Here is a 15,986-nt window from a genome sequence, read left to right as displayed (position 1 = left end):
TTACTTGCCGTCGAAGATCTGGGAGTTGATCCTGTCGACCTGCTGCATGTTCATGTTCGTGACGTTGATGTTCTTCTTCATCAGGTCGATGAACTGCGACATGTCGTTGGCCTCGCGCTCCCAGAGCTGCCTGACCTCGTCGAAGACGGTCTTGGCCTCGCCCTGCCAGATCGCGCTCTTGGCCAGCAGGTCCCGCTCCAGGTTGTCCAGCTCGGTGACCATGTCGTTGAACGCCTTGGCGAAGTCGGTCTCACCCTGGCTGAGGCCGGAGTAGTTGACCTTTGTAACGTCGAAGATGTCTTCCGCGGGCATTGCGGCCTCCCCTTGCTGCTAGCTGAGACGCGAGTCGAACTTCTGGTTGATCAGGTTGGCGATCTGGTTCGCCGCCTCGGTCCGCTCTTGGTTGAACGCCTGGTAGTTCTTGTTGCTCGTGCCGATGTTGTCCGCCAGGCGGCGCAGGCTGCCCAGGATGACGTCCATCCGCTCGTGCCACTTCTTGTGGACGGCGTCGAACGCGGCCTCCGACTGGCCCAGCCAGTGCGTCTTGAGGCTGACGCCGGCCTGGTCGAGCTGCAGCTGGATGCCGCGCAGGCGCTCGGCGGCGTCCTCGATGCGGGTGACAGCGGCGATGAGATCGGATTCACTTACTTGAGCCTGCGGTTGTGCCCCCACAGTCCCTCCCTTGCTGGTCGGCTGACTCCCAGCCGACTACTGGAGTCGGCCCATTTGGTCACATTAGTGAACATCCATCACTAGCGTCGCATGTGATCACGTTAATTTTCCATATCTTCGAGGCGGATGGTGGGTGTATTGACAGAATGTAGGCATTTGGGGCCTTGCTCCTGGTGAGTGGTAACAGGCCGTATCTGTCTGTACGGCACATGTGGGGCTGGCGTAACGTATGGGCCGTTCGTGACAAGGGGGGCACGTGGCCGAGGACAGCAATCCCTACTCGAGCGCCCTGAGCGGGCTCGGCGGGCTCGGCGGCGGCGCCGTCGACCCGCGTACCAAGGATCCCGACTTCTCGATGAAGTACTCCAGCGTCAACACGCTGGGGAAGAACGTGGGCAGCTACGGCGACGACCTGACCTCGATGAGTCAGAAGACCGGCGCCATCGACATGCACCAGTTCACCTTCGGCGTGATCGGCGGCGGGCTCAACGTGGCGCATCGTTCGGTCCGCGACAACGCCGTCGAGGCGCTGAAACAGGCCAAGGAAGTGCTGGACTCGTGGAAGCAGGCGATCGCCGACGCGGCCGCCAACGGTAAGGACGCCGAGGAGGCCAGCAAGGCCGGCAAAGGCCCCGGAGGCCCCGGCGGGCCGGGCAGCGGTGGCCTGCCCAAGAGCGGGCTGGGCGGCCTGCCCAAGGGCGTCAACCCCGACGACCTGAAGATCGACAAGCCTTCGACGGACATCCCGAAGCCGGACATCCCTGGATCCGACATCCCGAAGCCGGACATCCCCGGGTCCGACATCCCGAAGCCGGATATCCCCGGGTCCGACATCCCGAAGCCGGACATCCCAGGGTCCAACATCGACCAGCCGAAGATCGATCAGCCGAACATTGACCAGCCCGACATCAAGCAGCCGGACGTCAAGCAGCCCGACCTGAGCGCCCTCAACCAGACGCCCAAGACCAACCTGGAAGGCCTCAACCCCAGCGTGCCGACCTCGACCACGCCGCAGGTCCCCAGCACCCCCGGCTACGACCCGCGCGCCTCCGTGCCGCGCACGTCGGTCGGCGTGCCGGACAGCGGGGTGGGCTACACCGCCGGCGGCGGCTCGCCAGGTACGAACGCGGGCGCGCCGGGGAGCATCGCCCGCGCACTGAACAGCGGGACGCCGCTCTACCCCATGACGCCCGGGATGGGCGGCGGAGCCGGCCAGGAGGAGAAGGACCGCGAGCGCGGTCCCCACCTCGGCGAGGACGAGTCGGTCTGGGAGACGGACGAGGACATCACGCCGGCGGTGCTCGGCAGGGAGGAATAGGCGAGCAGGTGGCTTACGAAGCGGATGTCTGGATGTTCCGCAGTGCCTGGGCGGCCACTGCGGCGGCGACGATCGTCATGCCGTACGCGGCGCCCATCCTCGGGCTCATGAGCCTGGTGATCGCGGACCCGGCCGAGCAGGCCCGGGCGGCGGACCAGTGGAACGACAAGACGCCGGTCAACATCGGGCAGGCCGACAACAAGGACTGGCACCCGCCGATGGCGGCGGGGGCGAAGCCCGCGCAGCAGAGCCCGCTCCTGGCCCCGGCCGGGAACTCGGGGGGCGCCAGCGACCTCGCCTACCTGCGCGGCGAGCTGAAGCGGATGGCCAAGGAGATCGGCGACAACAGCGACTGGGCCGGCCGGGGTTACGCGTCGTTCGTGCAGAAGGTCAACGAGCTCGACGCGCAGCTGGACAAGCTCGACAACAACCGCGTCGCCTGCGGGGAGACGCTCAAGTGCTCGGCCACCGCGTTCCACGTCGTGGCGGTGCTGTGCGACGTCATCGCCGGCATCCTGACGGTGATGGCGGGGATCGTGCTCGCCGTGCGTTTCATCCCAGGGGGGCAGGCGTGGGAGGCGGCGATCATCCGCGGGGTGATGAGCATCTACAAGTGCCTGCAGACGGTCTTCAAGAACCACTGGAAGCTCGTCATGAAGGTCACCCTCTACCTGGGACTCGCGGGGACGGCGTTCAACCAGTTCACCAAGGACCTTCCGTTCCTGAAGGCCATGCCGTCCACCGGCGCGCCCAACCTGGTGAACGCCAGCGCCATCTGGGACCCCAGCAAGGCGGACATCGTCAAGAACCCGACACCGCAGATGCCCAACGTGGACGACTCGATGATTCCGGAGTTCGGCTTCTAACCCGGCCCCGCCCCTGCCGGGACGCCGGGAGCCCGGCTGCGCATCACCGTGCCGCCGGGAAACCGGCTACGCCACCGTGCCCGCTGTGCACGTCGTGCCTGTAGGTCACTGGCTGGGCGCATCGGGTCGGCGGGTAACCGGTTACGCCCGCCGGCCCGGCCCGGCCCGCTCCTCGGAGAGGCGCACGCGAGCCCAGACGCAGACTCGAACTCGCTCCCGAACCGGACCCGAACACTCCTGAACCCGGATCCGAACCCATCCCCGGGACCGACCATCCCCGGAACCGAACCCATCCCCGGAACCGAACACTCCCGAACCCATCCCCGTGGCCGAACCCACCCCCGATGGGCCTACCGGCTGCCGACGGTCAGGGGCACCATGGCCGCGGCGGGATCCAGCGCCGGCCCCTGCGGAATCGCGTGCATGATGTTCGTCGGCACGGGCGCGATGTCCGCGGCGTCGTACCCGAGCTTCGCCAGCACGTCAGCCGACGGGACCGGATAGCGCACCCCCTGGTCACTGATCAGCGCCAGCGTGCCCGCCACCGCCCCGAGCTGGCCCTCGCCGGGCAGCACCCCGGCTACCACGGCGCTGCCCGGCGGAAGCAGCACCTGGTCGAAGCGGTCCTGTACGCCTGAGCTCGGCGGCGTCGGAATCGTGACCCTGCTGCCGACCGTCACCTTGGCCACGAGCGAGCCGGCCGCCGTGTTCGGATAAACCGAGCAGAGCGGCGTCGTCCCGGACACGTTGATCGCCTTGGGCATGGTCGTCGGCAGGGTGGGGTCCATGACGTTCTGGCGCGAGGGCGAGGCGTTGGCCGAGGCCGCGTCGATCTGGATCTCCCGCGCCACCCGGTTGCCGTAAGCCTTCTTGATGTTCGGGTCCTCCAGCAGCAGCCTGGCCTGGACGGGGGAGATGGGCGCCAGGCCGTCGTTGAGCAGCACGTACCACCGCGCGGCCGTACCCGGCATGGCCGGGACCACGAACACCTGCCCCACCGCCGCCGTGACCTTCCCGTTGGCCCGTACCTTCCTGCCGAGGTTCGCCACGTTCGGGCCCCTGAAGTCGTGGCCGACGGGCAGCGCGTTCAGCCATGCCGCCGGCACCTTCCTGGGCTGCGCGTTGAGCGCCCGCACGCCGTGCTCGTTGACGCGCATGCGGCGATTGCCCCAGATCACCCAGTTCTGCTGCCCGTCGGAGACCACCATCGCGTCCCCGCCCACGGGCCTCCCGCCGAGGTCGGTCCCCCCGACAAGGGTCGTGTACGGCTTGCGCCCGCCCGTGCTGTCGGGCCCCTCCACCACGCACACCGACCACGGTGCCTTGACCAGCTTCTTCCGATCCGGCAGCGAGTCGGGAGCCCCGGAGATCCCGATCAGCGGCCCTCGGGCGTACCCGGCCAGCGAGGCGGCGCTCACGCTCCGGGTCGTGATCTCCCCGGCATCCAGCACGAGCCGGGCCGACACGTAGTTCGCCACCGGCAGCAGCCGCCGCTGCTGCTGGCTGTAGATGAACTTGGCCCCGCTCTCCTCCTCGACCAGCAACTGCCCCGGGTCGGTCAGCTTGGTCGCGTTCCCGGGCCGCACCAGCCCCCAGATCCCGAACACCGCCATCACCAGGACCCCGATCAGGATCCCGCCGAACGTGGCGACGTTCTGCCGGCGCATGGGGGACTCGGGGACATCGGGCTCGGCCTGCAGGAGCGCCATGCCAAGCCTCTGCTGCATCAAGCGGTGTGCCTGATAGAGGTCCTTCTTGGTCTGCACAGCGCCTCCCCGCGTCAGAATCCGCGCATCAGCATAAACGCCTCAAACCCCACCCGCCCCAATCCCCCCAATTCCCGCCCTCTCTCACCCCTTCACCCACCCCACCCCCAACTTCCACCCCACCGCCCCATCCCACCCCTCTCAACCACCGCCCGCCCCAGGACTTGGACCCCACCCTCAGCCCGCCCGCTGCCAGGCCCAGCGCCCTGCGACCACCGCTCACCTCGCAGCTTCCAGCGCCACCGATCCGCCTCTCCGCCCCGCCCCTGGCTGGAGCCCTGCCGCCTGTCCGGCGTAGTCGCCGTCCCAGCGTCGTCTCAGCGCCTCGGATCACCGCCCGCCGGGGGCTTCCAACCCGCCCGCAGCCGATCCCGCCCGCCCTGCGACCACCCCCGCCAATCCACCCCAGCCCTTTCGATTGCCGCCCGCCCGGGGCTTCAGGCCGCCCTCAGCTCACCCGCCGCCGGCCCCAGCGCCCTACGACCGCCGCCCACCACGCGGCTTCCTCGCCTCATCGCCCTGCCGCCTACGGAAGGAGCAACCCCCAGTACAGTGCCCACGGAACGAACACGACGCCGCCCGCCATCAGGAGCCCAACCCGCACCCTCTCGCCGACCGGAGCAGACCGGGGCCACCGTACGAAGGTCAAGACGGTGCCCACGACGGTCGCGATCGCGAGAGCCTGGAGCGCGAGCCAGATGAGAGGCCGCTCCACCACCAGAGGCCCCGGCGAGGCCAGCTTCCCGCCAGTCATGATCGAGTAGAACAGGTAGAGGAACGCGCCCACGACCACCGCGAGCCCACCGGCACTCACCAGCCACGCCCCCTTGACGGGCGCCGCCTCACCCTGCCCCGCCCTGTCGACAGACGACCCCCCGCCACGCCGCCGGACCCGGCGTACCAGGGCCACCACCGGATACCCCCCGAACGCGACCAGGAACAACACCAGCGCTGCGCCCTGAACGCCCGCAGACTCCCACCACTCGGCAGGCGGCACCGCCACAGTGTCGTCCGCCTGGACCGGCGCGGGCCCCGTCACCTGCGCCACGGGTGCCCGCCCCGAGGTCGCCTCTCCCACCCAACTGCCGACCAGCTCCGGATAGCCAGGAGCGAGCTCGGGCAGCCGTGTGACCCCACCATCAGGTGTCCGATGAGCGGCATGATCGGCATCCGCGAAGAACCGGAACGTGTACTGCCGGTTTCCTCCCTTCTCCAAGGCCTTGGCGAAGATGGGCGGCGTCTCCCGGGGTGGCGTCAGCAGGTCGTGTACGCCCCAGATCCCGAGCACGGGCTGCCGCAGGCTCGCGATGACCGGTTCCGGATCGTAGTAGGGCTCGGGAAACATCCCGGCGTCCGTGATCACCCGGTACATCGTGGGCTCGGCCCGATCGACGAACGACCCGTGCACCCCCGCCTTCCGCAACCCTGCCGCCACCGCCCAGGTCTGCTGCCGTAGCGGCTGCAGCGCGTTGGCGCCCACCACGATCACGAACGAGATGTCCTTGGACCGCGACGCCGCCAGCGGCGCCACCCATCCACCCTCACTGAGGCCCCAGATCCCGACTTTCGCCGGATCGACCCCCGGTTGCCGCCGCAGCGTCTGTACGGCCCCCAGGGCGTCGTCGGCCAGTTGCGAGTACGACCTCTCGAACAGCGAATACCCCTCGGAACGCTTGTCGTAGATCAGCACTGACAGTCCTTGGCGGGCGAACGCCACGGCCTCGCCCAGCAGCTTGTTCCGTTTCGTCCCGGTCCCCGCCCCGTGCACCAGCACGACCCCGGCCCGCCCGCTCTGCGCCCGCACCGGACTGATCACGCTGCCGTGCAGCACCAGCCCACCACTCCCTCGGAAGCTCACCTCGGCGGCTGTCAGGTCGTCGGGCACGTCCAGCCCTCCATCGGGCGCAGCACCGGAGCGTGCCCCGACTCCACCTCCGAGCTGCCTGGCCCCGAGGCCCCGCTCCCGGACGGCCTGTCCGCCGACGTGTTGGGCCGAGAGTCCGACCGCTAAGTGTTCCGAAGGAGTGCTGGACGCAGCGGGTCCCACGGAAGTGCCGAGCAGTGAAGAACCACCAGAGGGTCCGGCCGCCAGAAGCGTGGCGGCGACGACCGCAAGAATCTTTTGCATATCGCCGAACCTACTCTGCAGAGAAGTCTCGGCAAAGAGAAGTCTGCAGATATCGTTCGGGAGGACTACCCTCCTCCTCATGAAGGAGGACGAGACGAAGAACGACCACGAGCCGTTCATCCTCGACGACCCGGACAAGCTCAAGGCCCTGGCCCATCCCATGCGCCGCCGCATGCTGACCCACCTCAACATCCACGGCCCCGCCACCTCCACCACGTTGGGCGAGCTGCTCGGCGCCAAGACCGGCACCACGAGCTACCACCTGCGCCAGCTGGAGAAGTACGGCTTCATCGAGGAGATCCCCGAACGCTCGACCGGCCGCGAACGCTGGTGGCGCCGCGCCGAGATCCCCAGGGACATGCGCTTTCCCAACCCCGACCAACTGGCCCCGGAGGACCGCGCGGTCCTGGGCGAGTTCCTGAGGGTCGGGTTCGAGGAGGACCGCGCCCTCATGGAACGCTTCCCGGCCGCCTACCGCGCCGACCCCGACTGGGCAAGGGGCTCAAGGGGCCTGGCCCGCATGACGAAGGAGGAGCTGAACGAGTTCTACAACGCGTACATCGCGCTGCTCCTCAAGTACAGCCACCGGCCGGAGGACGCCCCTCCGGACGCCCGCCCCGTCTACGTCCGCTTCTTCACCCTCCCCGCCGACGAGCCTTGACCCCTACGCCCAACACAGCCCTCCACGTCGACGAGCCCTGGCGCATCCTCCACGGCCCGCGCAACCGCACGCGCCGACGAGCCCTGACACACGCCCTTACACAACCCACGGCCCCACCTGGCAAGGGTCCGGGCACCCCCCGCAGCGCCGTCTGCTGAGGAACCGGGCGCACCCCCGACATCGCAAGGAGCCCTCTCACGGAGCACCACCATCACGCCGGGCACTACGACGACTGGGTGCTTCCGGGGCGGATGTCTGTGACGGGCAGGGTCCCGCCGTAGCCGGTGGTCCCGAGGGTGGTGGGGCTGGCCGCTCGGCCTCGTACGTCAGGCTTCGTCGGGGAGTGCCGCTTGGATGGGGGTGATGTTGCCCGTTCTCACCAGGAAGCCTCGGCCAGGGGGGCCGCCGACCGTTCCGCGGGGTAGGCGGATCGAGAAGATGTCGCCGTCGGCCTGGCTCTGGACGGCCAGCAGCACTCCGGTGCGGGCCTTGCGCGTCTCGGCGACGAACCCGCGATAGGCGACGGCCAGATCTCCGGTCGTGCCGGCGATCAGCAACCCGTGATCGCCGTCCCGGCCCGACCGGTGCACCTCCTCCAGGGCCATCCCCAAGGGACCGTCCGCGTTGATCAACTCGGCGTCGTCCACCAGCACCACGTACTGCTGCAGCTCCGCGACCAGCTCCGGCAGGTTGGCGGCGTTGCCGTCCAGCACGGCCAGTGCGCCGTTGAGCTCCCTTAACGGGCTGCGCCTGGGAGCGACGGCGATGACGGGCGTGCCCCGGGCGATGAGTGAGTGGGCGGCGGTCAGCAGGACGGACGAGCGGCCGGAGCGGGACGGACCGGCGATCACGGCGCCGGGCCCGTGGGCCAGCAGGTCGAGCCCGAGCGGCGCCAGGGAGTCGCCGCCGGCACCGATCAGTGCCCACAGCGGGGACGGGGACGTGAACGTGGCGTCCAGGGCGAGTGCTTGGGATGCCGTGACGCGCATGGGGAGGGCGTCTACCCGCAAGGGGGGCTCGCCGTTCCACTGCCGGCCGCCCTGGCCCGTGCTCGCGGACCGCCCGTGAGCGGGACCGGGACTCCGTCGAGGGCTCGCCGAATCCGCCGTCGACGTGCGGGCCAGGGATTGGAACGCGGCGACCTGGGCCGGGCCCGACGGGTCGGAGGAGAGCAGCGCGATGTGGTGCTCCACGATGCCGTGCTCGCCCATCGAGAGCGCGCGGCCAGGCGGCATCGACGAGGGCAGGCCCTTGAGGGGGAAGCCCGCCAGGCCGTAGTCGGAGGAGTCCGAGAGGCGCAGGAGCAGCCGGTCGTCGAAGACCGTCGAGACCTGGCCGAGCAGGCCCGACCGGTCGCTGGTGACCACGGCCCTGAACCCGACCGCCGGGCCTTCGCGCATGAGCTGGAGCAGCGACTCGATCAGGCGGCCGTAGTCGTAGCTCTCGAAGGCGGCGACGAAGCCCTCCCAGCGATCGAGCATGAACACCAGCCAGGGCAGGCGGTGGCCGGCTTGGCGGTATTCGGCCAGGGAGGCGTGCCCGGCCTCGGCCAGGAGCTGCTGGCGGCGGCCGACCTCGGCACGCAGGCGGGTGAGCAGGCGTTCGACCCTGTCGATCTGGTCGCGGGTCACGACGGCGCCGCAGTGGGGCATCGTGACCAGGGGCAGGAGCGCCCCGGAGCCGCAGTCGACCGCGTGGACGTGGACGTCTTCCGGGGAGGAGTGGGCCGCGATGGAGCCCGCGATCGTGCGTAGCGCCGTCGATCTGCCGGAGCGGGCGGCCCCCGCGATGAGCAGGTGGCCTCCGTGGGCCAGGTCCAGCGCGAGAGGGCTTCGGTCCTGCGCCCACGGACGGTCGGTCAGGCCGTAAGGCAGCGGTGGGACCTCGACGAACGCACCCGACGGGGATCCCGCGCCGTGAGGCTCCGGGTGGGAGGGGAAGTGGTCAGGTTGCGCACCGGCCGGTAGAGGGCCTTTGGCGCCTCCGGAGGGGCGGGGGGCCGATGGATGGAGATGGCCTGGGCCCGCTGGGTGAAGGGGCGCGGGGCGACTTATGGGTGGCTGTCCGGGGAGGCCGAAGGAAGGTTGGGCCGAGCCCTTCACGGAGACCTGGACGTGGTCATGGGCGGCGATCCCTGGAATGTGCTTGGAAGCGCCCTTTGTCGGGTTGGGAGGCGTCGTCTGTGGTGCGGGGGAGCCGGCGTCGCCGGAAGGTGAGGAGGCGGTGGGCGCGGTCGCCGAAGGTGACGTGGTGAGGGCCGGGAGGTCCAGGACGAAGTGGGTGGGGAGGGGATCGAGCCAGGGACTGGGCTGGACGGGGACCGCGGTCAGGTGGGTGGCCTCGATCAGGGCGTCGGCGACCAGGGTCAGGTCGGTGACCGTCGAGTCCTCCTCCGGCTCCGGAGGGGGCGGCAGAGGTTTGCCCAGTGAGCGCCAGCTCACGTCGAGCAACCTGATGGCAGCGCCCGGCCCGGCGGGCGGGCCGGTCGAACCTGGCGCGGGGCTGCGGCCTCCTACCCTGGCCGTCTGTACGGCGGTCGCGGCCCCCACGCCGGAACGGACGTAGCAACGGCCGGGCGTCGACTTGGAGATGTGGGCGGCGTCCGGAAGGTCGATGACGTCGGAGGACTCCGCGGGCTCGGTCACGCGCAGGGCGATGCGCAACGACGTGTTCGCCTGGATGTCGGCCGTGACCACGCCCGCGGGGCGCTGCGTGGCCAGGATGAGGTGGATGCCCAGCGAGCGCCCACGGCGGGCGATGTCGACCAGGCCCGTGACGAAATCGGGCAGCTCGGCCACCAGGGCGGCGAACTCGTCGATGATCAACACCAGGCGCGGCATGCCCGTGCCCGTGTAGTCCTCGATGTCCTTGGCCCCGGCCGCCGCCAGCAGGCGCTCTCTCCGGCGGATCTCGGCCGCCAGCGAGTCGAGGGCCCGCTGGGTCAGGTGGCCGTCGAGGTCGCTGACCATGCCGACTGTGTGCGGCAGGCGTACACACTCCTTGAAGGCGGCGCCGCCCTTGTAGTCGATCAGCACGAAGGTGAGCTGGTCAGGCCGGTTGGCCACCGCCAGCGAGCAGATCAACGTCTGCAGCAGCTCCGACTTGCCCGCGCCCGTGGTGCCGGCGATCAGGCCGTGGGGGCCGTCGAGCCTGAGGTCGACCGAGAACGGGCCCTCGGGGCCGATGCCGATCAGCGCGCTCGTGGAGCCCTGGGCGCGCCATCGCCCGGCCAGCTCCTGTCCGGACGGGCTGGGCATGCTCATCAGGTCGAGCAGGCGGACGGCGCCGGGGAGGTTGCCCGACGGGTCGTCCCTGCTCACGTCGCGGATCGGGGACAGGGCCCTGGCCAGCCGGTCGGACCAGGTGGGGGAGACGAGGTCGCCCAGGATCGGGCCGATGACGTCGAGGCCGCCGCCGCGCAGGCGTACGAGACCGTCCGTGCCGCACGCGGCCACGGTCTGGCACTCCTCGGGCAGCAGCCGCTGGTCGTCGTCGATGGCGAGCGTGAACACCCCTGAACGCGGGCCCTGGCGCAGCACCTGCGGCATGTTGGGCAGGCCGCGCAGCACCTGGGCGCCGTCGAGGATCACCAGGACGTCGTACGGGCGCACGTCGTACGAGGAGAAGGTGGGCTTCTCCGGGCCCCCGAGGTCGTCCCAGCCGGTGGGGATCTTGCCCAGCTCGGGGATCGCGGTGTTCTGGCGTTCGTCGATGAGGGCGGCGAGCTCGGAGACGCGGCGGGCGGCCGACTCGGGGTCGGTGCCGATCAGCGCCAGGCACTCCTCGCCCGCGCGGGGGGTGCAGTGCGGGAGCCAGCGCATCCAGCCCCAGCGGTGTTCGCCGTCGGCGTGCGCGGACACGATCACGATGGCCAGGTCACGGGGGCTGTGCAGGGTCGCGGCCTGGGCGATCAGCCAGCTCGCGAGGCTGGTCGACGCGGCGCGCGGGCCCGTGACGCCCGCCACGCCCAGCCTGCGCATGGGCAGTGCCACCGGAACGGAGTGGCACATCGGCGGATCGATGGGCCCGCCCTGCTCCTCCGACAGCTCCAGGTTGGCGGGCAGGTCGGCGAGCCCGACCCTGAGCCTGAGAGAGTCGGCGTCGTGGATCCGGCGCTCCCACAGCCGCCTGCGCGGCCCCGTGGCGGTGAGCAGCACCTGCGCCGGGTCGGGCGCGTCCGACCTGCGGGCGGCCTCGTCCGCCACCCTCGCCCGCTCGACGGCCTCGTCGTACGCCTGGAGCTGCTCGTTGTACTCCTTGAGCGCCTTTTTGTGCTGTTTCTTGCCATGGCGGCGGTCGCTCCACCACTGGCCGATCATGATGACCGGGGTCATGAGGGCGACGAGCAGGTAGTACGGCTGCTTCAGGGCGAACGCGAGCGTCACGCCGAGCACGGCGGGCAGGAGGGCGGCGAGCAACTGCAGGCGCAGGCCTTCGTTCCTGGAGGGCTCCTTGGGTTTGACGAACTTGCGCTCGGGCTCGGAGCGCCGGAGCCTGGGCGGGCGGTTGTAGGACACGCCGCCCTCGCTCCTGGGCGCCAGATGCGCGTCTTTGGGCTCGATCGACGTCAGCACGAACACCGACGAACCACACGTGAGCACGGCCTGGTCGGGCCATTCGGTCCGCTCCGTGAGCGGACGGCCGTCGAGCTCGGGCACCTCGCCGTAGTCGGCGGCCAGCTCGGCCGCCTCCCGCTCCGCGACCCGGGCCGTGAGCTCGGCTACCTCCTCGGCCCACCTGCCCTTGAGCTTCAGCCTGGGCGCCTCGCCGGGCGGCCGCCCGGCGCGCTCGATGGTGATCGCGTCCGGCGTCACGCGTACGGTCACCGCTTCCGGGGCGAGGACGGGGTCGGCGGTGGTCATGGCGCACATCGGGTCGGAGCCGATGACGTGCACGCCCAGGCCCAGCCGGTGTACGGCGCCGGCCGCGGGGCCGCCCACCACGCGCACCTCGGCCACCCCGCCCGGCTCCTCGATGAGGGTTTCGCGGGCGAGCGCGGGGTCCAGCGTGATCTTGTCGCCGTCGCGCAGCACGGCGGCCGCCCGGGCGCGGGGGTCGAGCGGGCGGCCGTCACGCCACAGGGCCGGCGCCGCTCCCGCTCCTGCGGCGCTCGGCTGCGCCGTGACCGCCTGTGTCGCGGTGCGCTCCGGCCGGCGGGGGCGTGGCACGTGGGCGCCGGTTTCTTCGGGGGTCGACATGCCGTAGGGGGCTCGTGCTTTGGGCAGGCGGACGACCTTCGCCAGCGGCCCGTGATCGTTGAGCGCCTCGCTCACCCTCGCCACTGTGGCGCCGTCGTCGCCGTCGATCACGACGTCACGGTCGCCCTGCCCGCCGAGCACGGTGAGCATGATCCGCATGATGCCGTCTCCTCGCTCGGACCTCGGGCGCCCAAAGGTAGCGCCCGAAGCGAGGGTAGGCGGGTTGGTTGACGGCAATGGCATGGCCGGCTGGTACTGGGGATGAGCGCGGGTTGGGGCTCCTGATGGCTGTGGACAACCGGTCTCCGCTCTTTGGCGGGGGTGGGTGGCTTGGTCGGGGCGGTGGGTGTTGGGGGCGCGGTGTATGGGATTGGTGTCCGTTTGGTTAGGTCGCGGGGCGTTGCGTCCAGCCATGGGCGTGGTTGGGCGATTGGTGGTCGTCGGGCCGAGTGGGATAGGGGCTTGGGGTGGGTGAGGTAATGGGAGTGAATGGTGTGGTGGGTGTTATTGGGGTGGTGGCTAGCCGGAGAAATGGTTGTTCGTCAACTCGGTAGAAAGAACCGGCATCGATTATTCGGCATTGGCGTCCCGTCACCTGCGAAACAAGCATGGGTCCTCGCATTCCGCCCCCACGCCCCCTCCCCGCCCCACATAATGGCGGCAATTCCACGATTCAATTGGGAGCCCCCCACCCATGAGGACCAGTGAAAAGCCTGCCGCCAACGCGGCGGCGGGGTTGTCCGGCCCGGCCTCGCGCAAGCTCCCCGTGCCCCCTCGCGAACGCAAACCGGCCCTCGCCGCCCTTGCCGTTCTGCTGATCCTGGGCGGCGCGCTGGCCACGACCCTGCTCGTGCTGCGCAGCGGCGATCGCGTCTCCGCGATCCGGGTGACGCAGCAGGTCGGCGCGGGCCAGAAGTTCACCGAGCAGATGCTGGAAGAGGTCCAGATCGCGGCCGACAGCGGCATCGACTACGTGAGCTGGTCGGAGCGGGGCAAGGTGGAAAACAGCTTCGCGACCGTCACGGTCCTCCCCGGCACGCTGTTCACGAGCCGGATGGGAGTCAGCCAGAGCAGCGAGCTGGGCCCGGGAAAGGCGACCGTCGGATTGGCCCTCAAGCCAGGGCAAATGCCCGCCGGAGTGGAAGCGGGTGACCGGGTCCAGGTGATATATGTGCCCAGCCGTTCAGCCCAGGGACAAACGCGGGTGCTGGCGGAAAGCGCTCTCGTGTTCTCGGTGGGCGACAAGTCGAGGACGGCGAATTCCGGCCAGATCACGGTAATAGTGGATTCATCAGCGTCACCGGAAATAGTGGCGTTCGCCTCCAGCGGCGAGATCGCGGTGGCCGAGCTACCGGGGGCACGCTGACGTGGCGCTGATCGTACTGGCCGCCGACAAGGGCGCGCCGGGTGTGACGACCGCGGCGACCGCCCTGGCGGCGGTGTGGCCGCGCCCCGTGCTGCTGGCCGAATGCGACCCGGCGGGCGGTGACCTCGCCTACCGGCTCCCGGCCGCCGACGGCGGCGTCCTGAACCCCGGCAAGGGACTGCTCACCCTCGGCGCCACGGCGCGGCGCGGGCTCGAGCCCGCCCAGATCCACCAGCACACGCAGAAGATCGTCGGCGGTCTCGACGTGCTGGTCGGGCTCACGCACGGCGAGCAGGCCGCCGGACTCACCTGGCTGTGGGGCCCGCTGGGCAGGGCGCTCGCCGGCATCCCGAACGCCGACGTGATCGCCGACTGCGGCCGCCTCGGCGCGCACGCGCAGCTCGGCGACCTGCTCGCCGAGGCCGAGCAGGTCGTGCTGCTCACCAGGGCCACCCTCGACCACGTCGCCCACCTGCGCGAACGCCTCCAGATCACCAAGGCGCACGGCGTCGCCGTGATCGCCGACCCGCGTAACTACCGCGCCTCCATCGACGACGTACGCAGGATCGTCGGCCCGGCCGTCCAGTACGTGTACGGCCTCGCGCACGACCCCAAGGGCGCCGAGCTGCTGCGCGGCCAGTGGGGCGGACGGCTCGACCGGTCCCTGCTCATCCGCACCGCGAGAGACCTGGCGGGAAGGCTGGTGAGCCACCGATGATCGATCACTCGCTGGTCAAGCGCTTCCGCCAGGAGGTCGGCGACCGCCTGGCCCACCAGCGCCGGCTCGACCAGGCCAACGGCCTGCCCCCGATGACGGGGGAGGACGAGCGCCAGTTCGCCCGGGCGCTGATCTCCCAGGTCCTGGAGGAGCACGCCCGCAACGAGATCGGCCTCGGCCGCACGCCCCCCACGGTCGAGGAGGAAGAGGCGCTCGCGGCCGGCATCCACGCCGCGCTGTTCGGCGTGGGCAGGCTGCAGCCGCTGCTCGACGACCCCCAGGTCGAGAACATCGACATCAACGGCTGCGACAGGGTGTTCGTCAGCTACGCCGACGGCCAGGAGCTCATGCACGACCCGGTCGCCGAGTCCGACGACGAGCTGATCGAGCTCATCCAGATCCTGGCGGCGTACTCGGGCCTGTCGAGCAGGCCCTTCGACACCGCCAACCCGCAGCTCGACCTGCGCCTCCCCGACGGCTCCAGGCTGAGCGCCGTCATGGACGTCACCGTCAGGCCGGCGGTCTCGATCCGCCGCGCCCGCCTCGGCAAGGTCTTCCTGTCCGACTTGGCGGGCAACGGCACGATAAGTCGGGACATATCGAGGTTCTTGACGGCCGCCGTCGCCGCCCGCAAGAACATCATGATCGCCGGGTCCACCAACGCCGGCAAGACCACCCTGCTGCGGGCCCTGGCCAACGAGATCCAGCCCACCGAGCGCCTCATCACCGTCGAACGAGCCCTGGAGCTGGGCCTCGACCAGTTCTCCGAGCTCCACCCCAACGTCGTCGCCTTCGAGCAGCGCCTGCCCAACTCCGAGGGCCAGGGCGAGATCTCCATGGCCGAGCTGGTCAGACGCTCCCTCCGCATGAACCCCAGCCGCGTCATCGTCGGCGAGGTCCTCGGCGACGAGATCGTCACCATGCTCAACGCGATGACCCAGGGCAACGACGGCTCCCTGTCGACCATCCACGCCAACTCCAGCATGGAGGTCTTCAACCGCATCTCCACCTACGCCCTGCAGGCCAGCGAGCGCCTGCCCATCGACGCGACCCACATGCTCATCGCGGGCGCCATCGACTTCGTCGTCTTCATCACGAAGCGCAACGACTACCACGTCGGCGGCACCCTGCGCCGCTACGTCTCCAGCATCCGCGAGGTCAACGGCTGCGACGGCCGCGTCCTGTCGAGCGAGGTGTTCGTGCCGGGCCCCGACGGCACCGCCGTCCCGCACGCGCCGGTCTCCTGCCTGGACGAGCTCGCCGCCCACGGCTACCTGCCGGGAGGGTGGTGAC

The 15,986-nt window shown here is 70.2% G+C and carries 11 protein-coding genes; 6 read left to right on the top strand and 5 right to left on the bottom strand.

What is annotated here, in order from left to right; translation table 11 throughout:
• The gene (locus tag ACWDRB_RS15415; RefSeq protein ID WP_350731440.1) at positions 1-312 is read right to left on the bottom strand and encodes a WXG100 family type VII secretion target; all 312 of its coding nucleotides are present in this window, start codon (positions 310-312) and stop codon (positions 1-3) included.
• An 18-nt stretch (positions 313-330) separates the two neighbouring features.
• Positions 331-672 carry a WXG100 family type VII secretion target gene (locus tag ACWDRB_RS15410; RefSeq protein ID WP_449894204.1) on the bottom strand — a complete coding sequence of 114 codons (342 nt, stop codon included), beginning with the start codon at positions 670-672 and terminating at the stop codon, positions 331-333.
• A 256-nt stretch (positions 673-928) separates the two neighbouring features.
• On the opposite strand from ACWDRB_RS15410, the gene ACWDRB_RS15405 reads away from it, so the two are divergent.
• Together ACWDRB_RS15405 and ACWDRB_RS15400 are read left to right on the top strand one after the other, a co-directional pair.
• A complete protein-coding gene (locus ACWDRB_RS15405; protein WP_449894202.1) occupies positions 929-1,990 on the top strand; it encodes a hypothetical protein in 1,062 nt (353 codons plus the stop codon).
• 32 nt (positions 1,991-2,022) lie between these two features.
• Positions 2,023-2,856, top strand: a complete 834-nt coding sequence (locus ACWDRB_RS15400) for a hypothetical protein (protein WP_449894200.1) — start codon at positions 2,023-2,025, stop codon at positions 2,854-2,856.
• 350 nt (positions 2,857-3,206) lie between these two features.
• Here ACWDRB_RS15400 and eccB read toward each other — a convergent pair whose 3' ends face one another.
• Both eccB and ACWDRB_RS15390 read right to left on the bottom strand, forming a co-directional pair.
• Positions 3,207-4,622 carry a type VII secretion protein EccB gene (gene eccB, locus ACWDRB_RS15395; RefSeq protein WP_449894198.1) on the bottom strand — a complete coding sequence of 472 codons (1,416 nt, stop codon included), beginning with the start codon at positions 4,620-4,622 and terminating at the stop codon, positions 3,207-3,209.
• A 526-nt stretch (positions 4,623-5,148) separates the two neighbouring features.
• Positions 5,149-6,507 carry an alpha/beta hydrolase family protein gene (locus tag ACWDRB_RS15390; protein ID WP_449894196.1) on the bottom strand — a complete coding sequence of 453 codons (1,359 nt, stop codon included), beginning with the start codon at positions 6,505-6,507 and terminating at the stop codon, positions 5,149-5,151.
• Positions 6,508-6,829: 322 nt separating this feature from the next.
• Here ACWDRB_RS15390 and ACWDRB_RS15385 point away from each other — a divergent pair, with 322 nt between their 5' ends.
• Positions 6,830-7,411 carry an ArsR/SmtB family transcription factor gene (locus ACWDRB_RS15385; RefSeq protein ID WP_449894194.1) on the top strand — a complete coding sequence of 194 codons (582 nt, stop codon included), beginning with the start codon at positions 6,830-6,832 and terminating at the stop codon, positions 7,409-7,411.
• A 326-nt stretch (positions 7,412-7,737) separates the two neighbouring features.
• Here ACWDRB_RS15385 and ACWDRB_RS15380 read toward each other — a convergent pair whose 3' ends face one another.
• Positions 7,738-12,768 (bottom strand): FtsK/SpoIIIE domain-containing protein, encoded by a 5,031-nt coding sequence (locus ACWDRB_RS15380; protein ID WP_449894192.1) that lies wholly within the window; start codon positions 12,766-12,768, stop codon positions 7,738-7,740.
• Between the two features lie 535 nt (positions 12,769-13,303).
• Here ACWDRB_RS15380 and ACWDRB_RS15375 point away from each other — a divergent pair.
• Genes ACWDRB_RS15375 through ACWDRB_RS15365 form a run of 3 tightly spaced genes read left to right on the top strand, consistent with a single transcriptional unit; the run spans position 13,304 to position 15,985 of the window.
• Positions 13,304-13,975 (top strand): hypothetical protein, encoded by a 672-nt coding sequence (locus tag ACWDRB_RS15375; RefSeq protein WP_449894190.1) that lies wholly within the window; start codon positions 13,304-13,306, stop codon positions 13,973-13,975.
• A 1-nt stretch (position 13,976) separates the two neighbouring features.
• Positions 13,977-14,693, top strand: a complete 717-nt coding sequence (locus tag ACWDRB_RS15370) for a hypothetical protein (RefSeq protein WP_350728306.1) — start codon at positions 13,977-13,979, stop codon at positions 14,691-14,693.
• Positions 14,690-15,985: a CpaF family protein gene (locus ACWDRB_RS15365; RefSeq protein WP_355190641.1), complete on the top strand. Its 1,296-nt coding sequence runs from the start codon at positions 14,690-14,692 to the stop codon at positions 15,983-15,985. Before ACWDRB_RS15370 ends, ACWDRB_RS15365 begins: the two co-directional genes overlap by 4 nt.
• The last annotated feature ends 1 nt before the right edge of the window (position 15,986 follow it).

Source organism: Nonomuraea sp. NPDC003707, from assembly GCF_053587055.1.
This window is presented reverse-complemented; position numbering and strand designations above follow the sequence as displayed.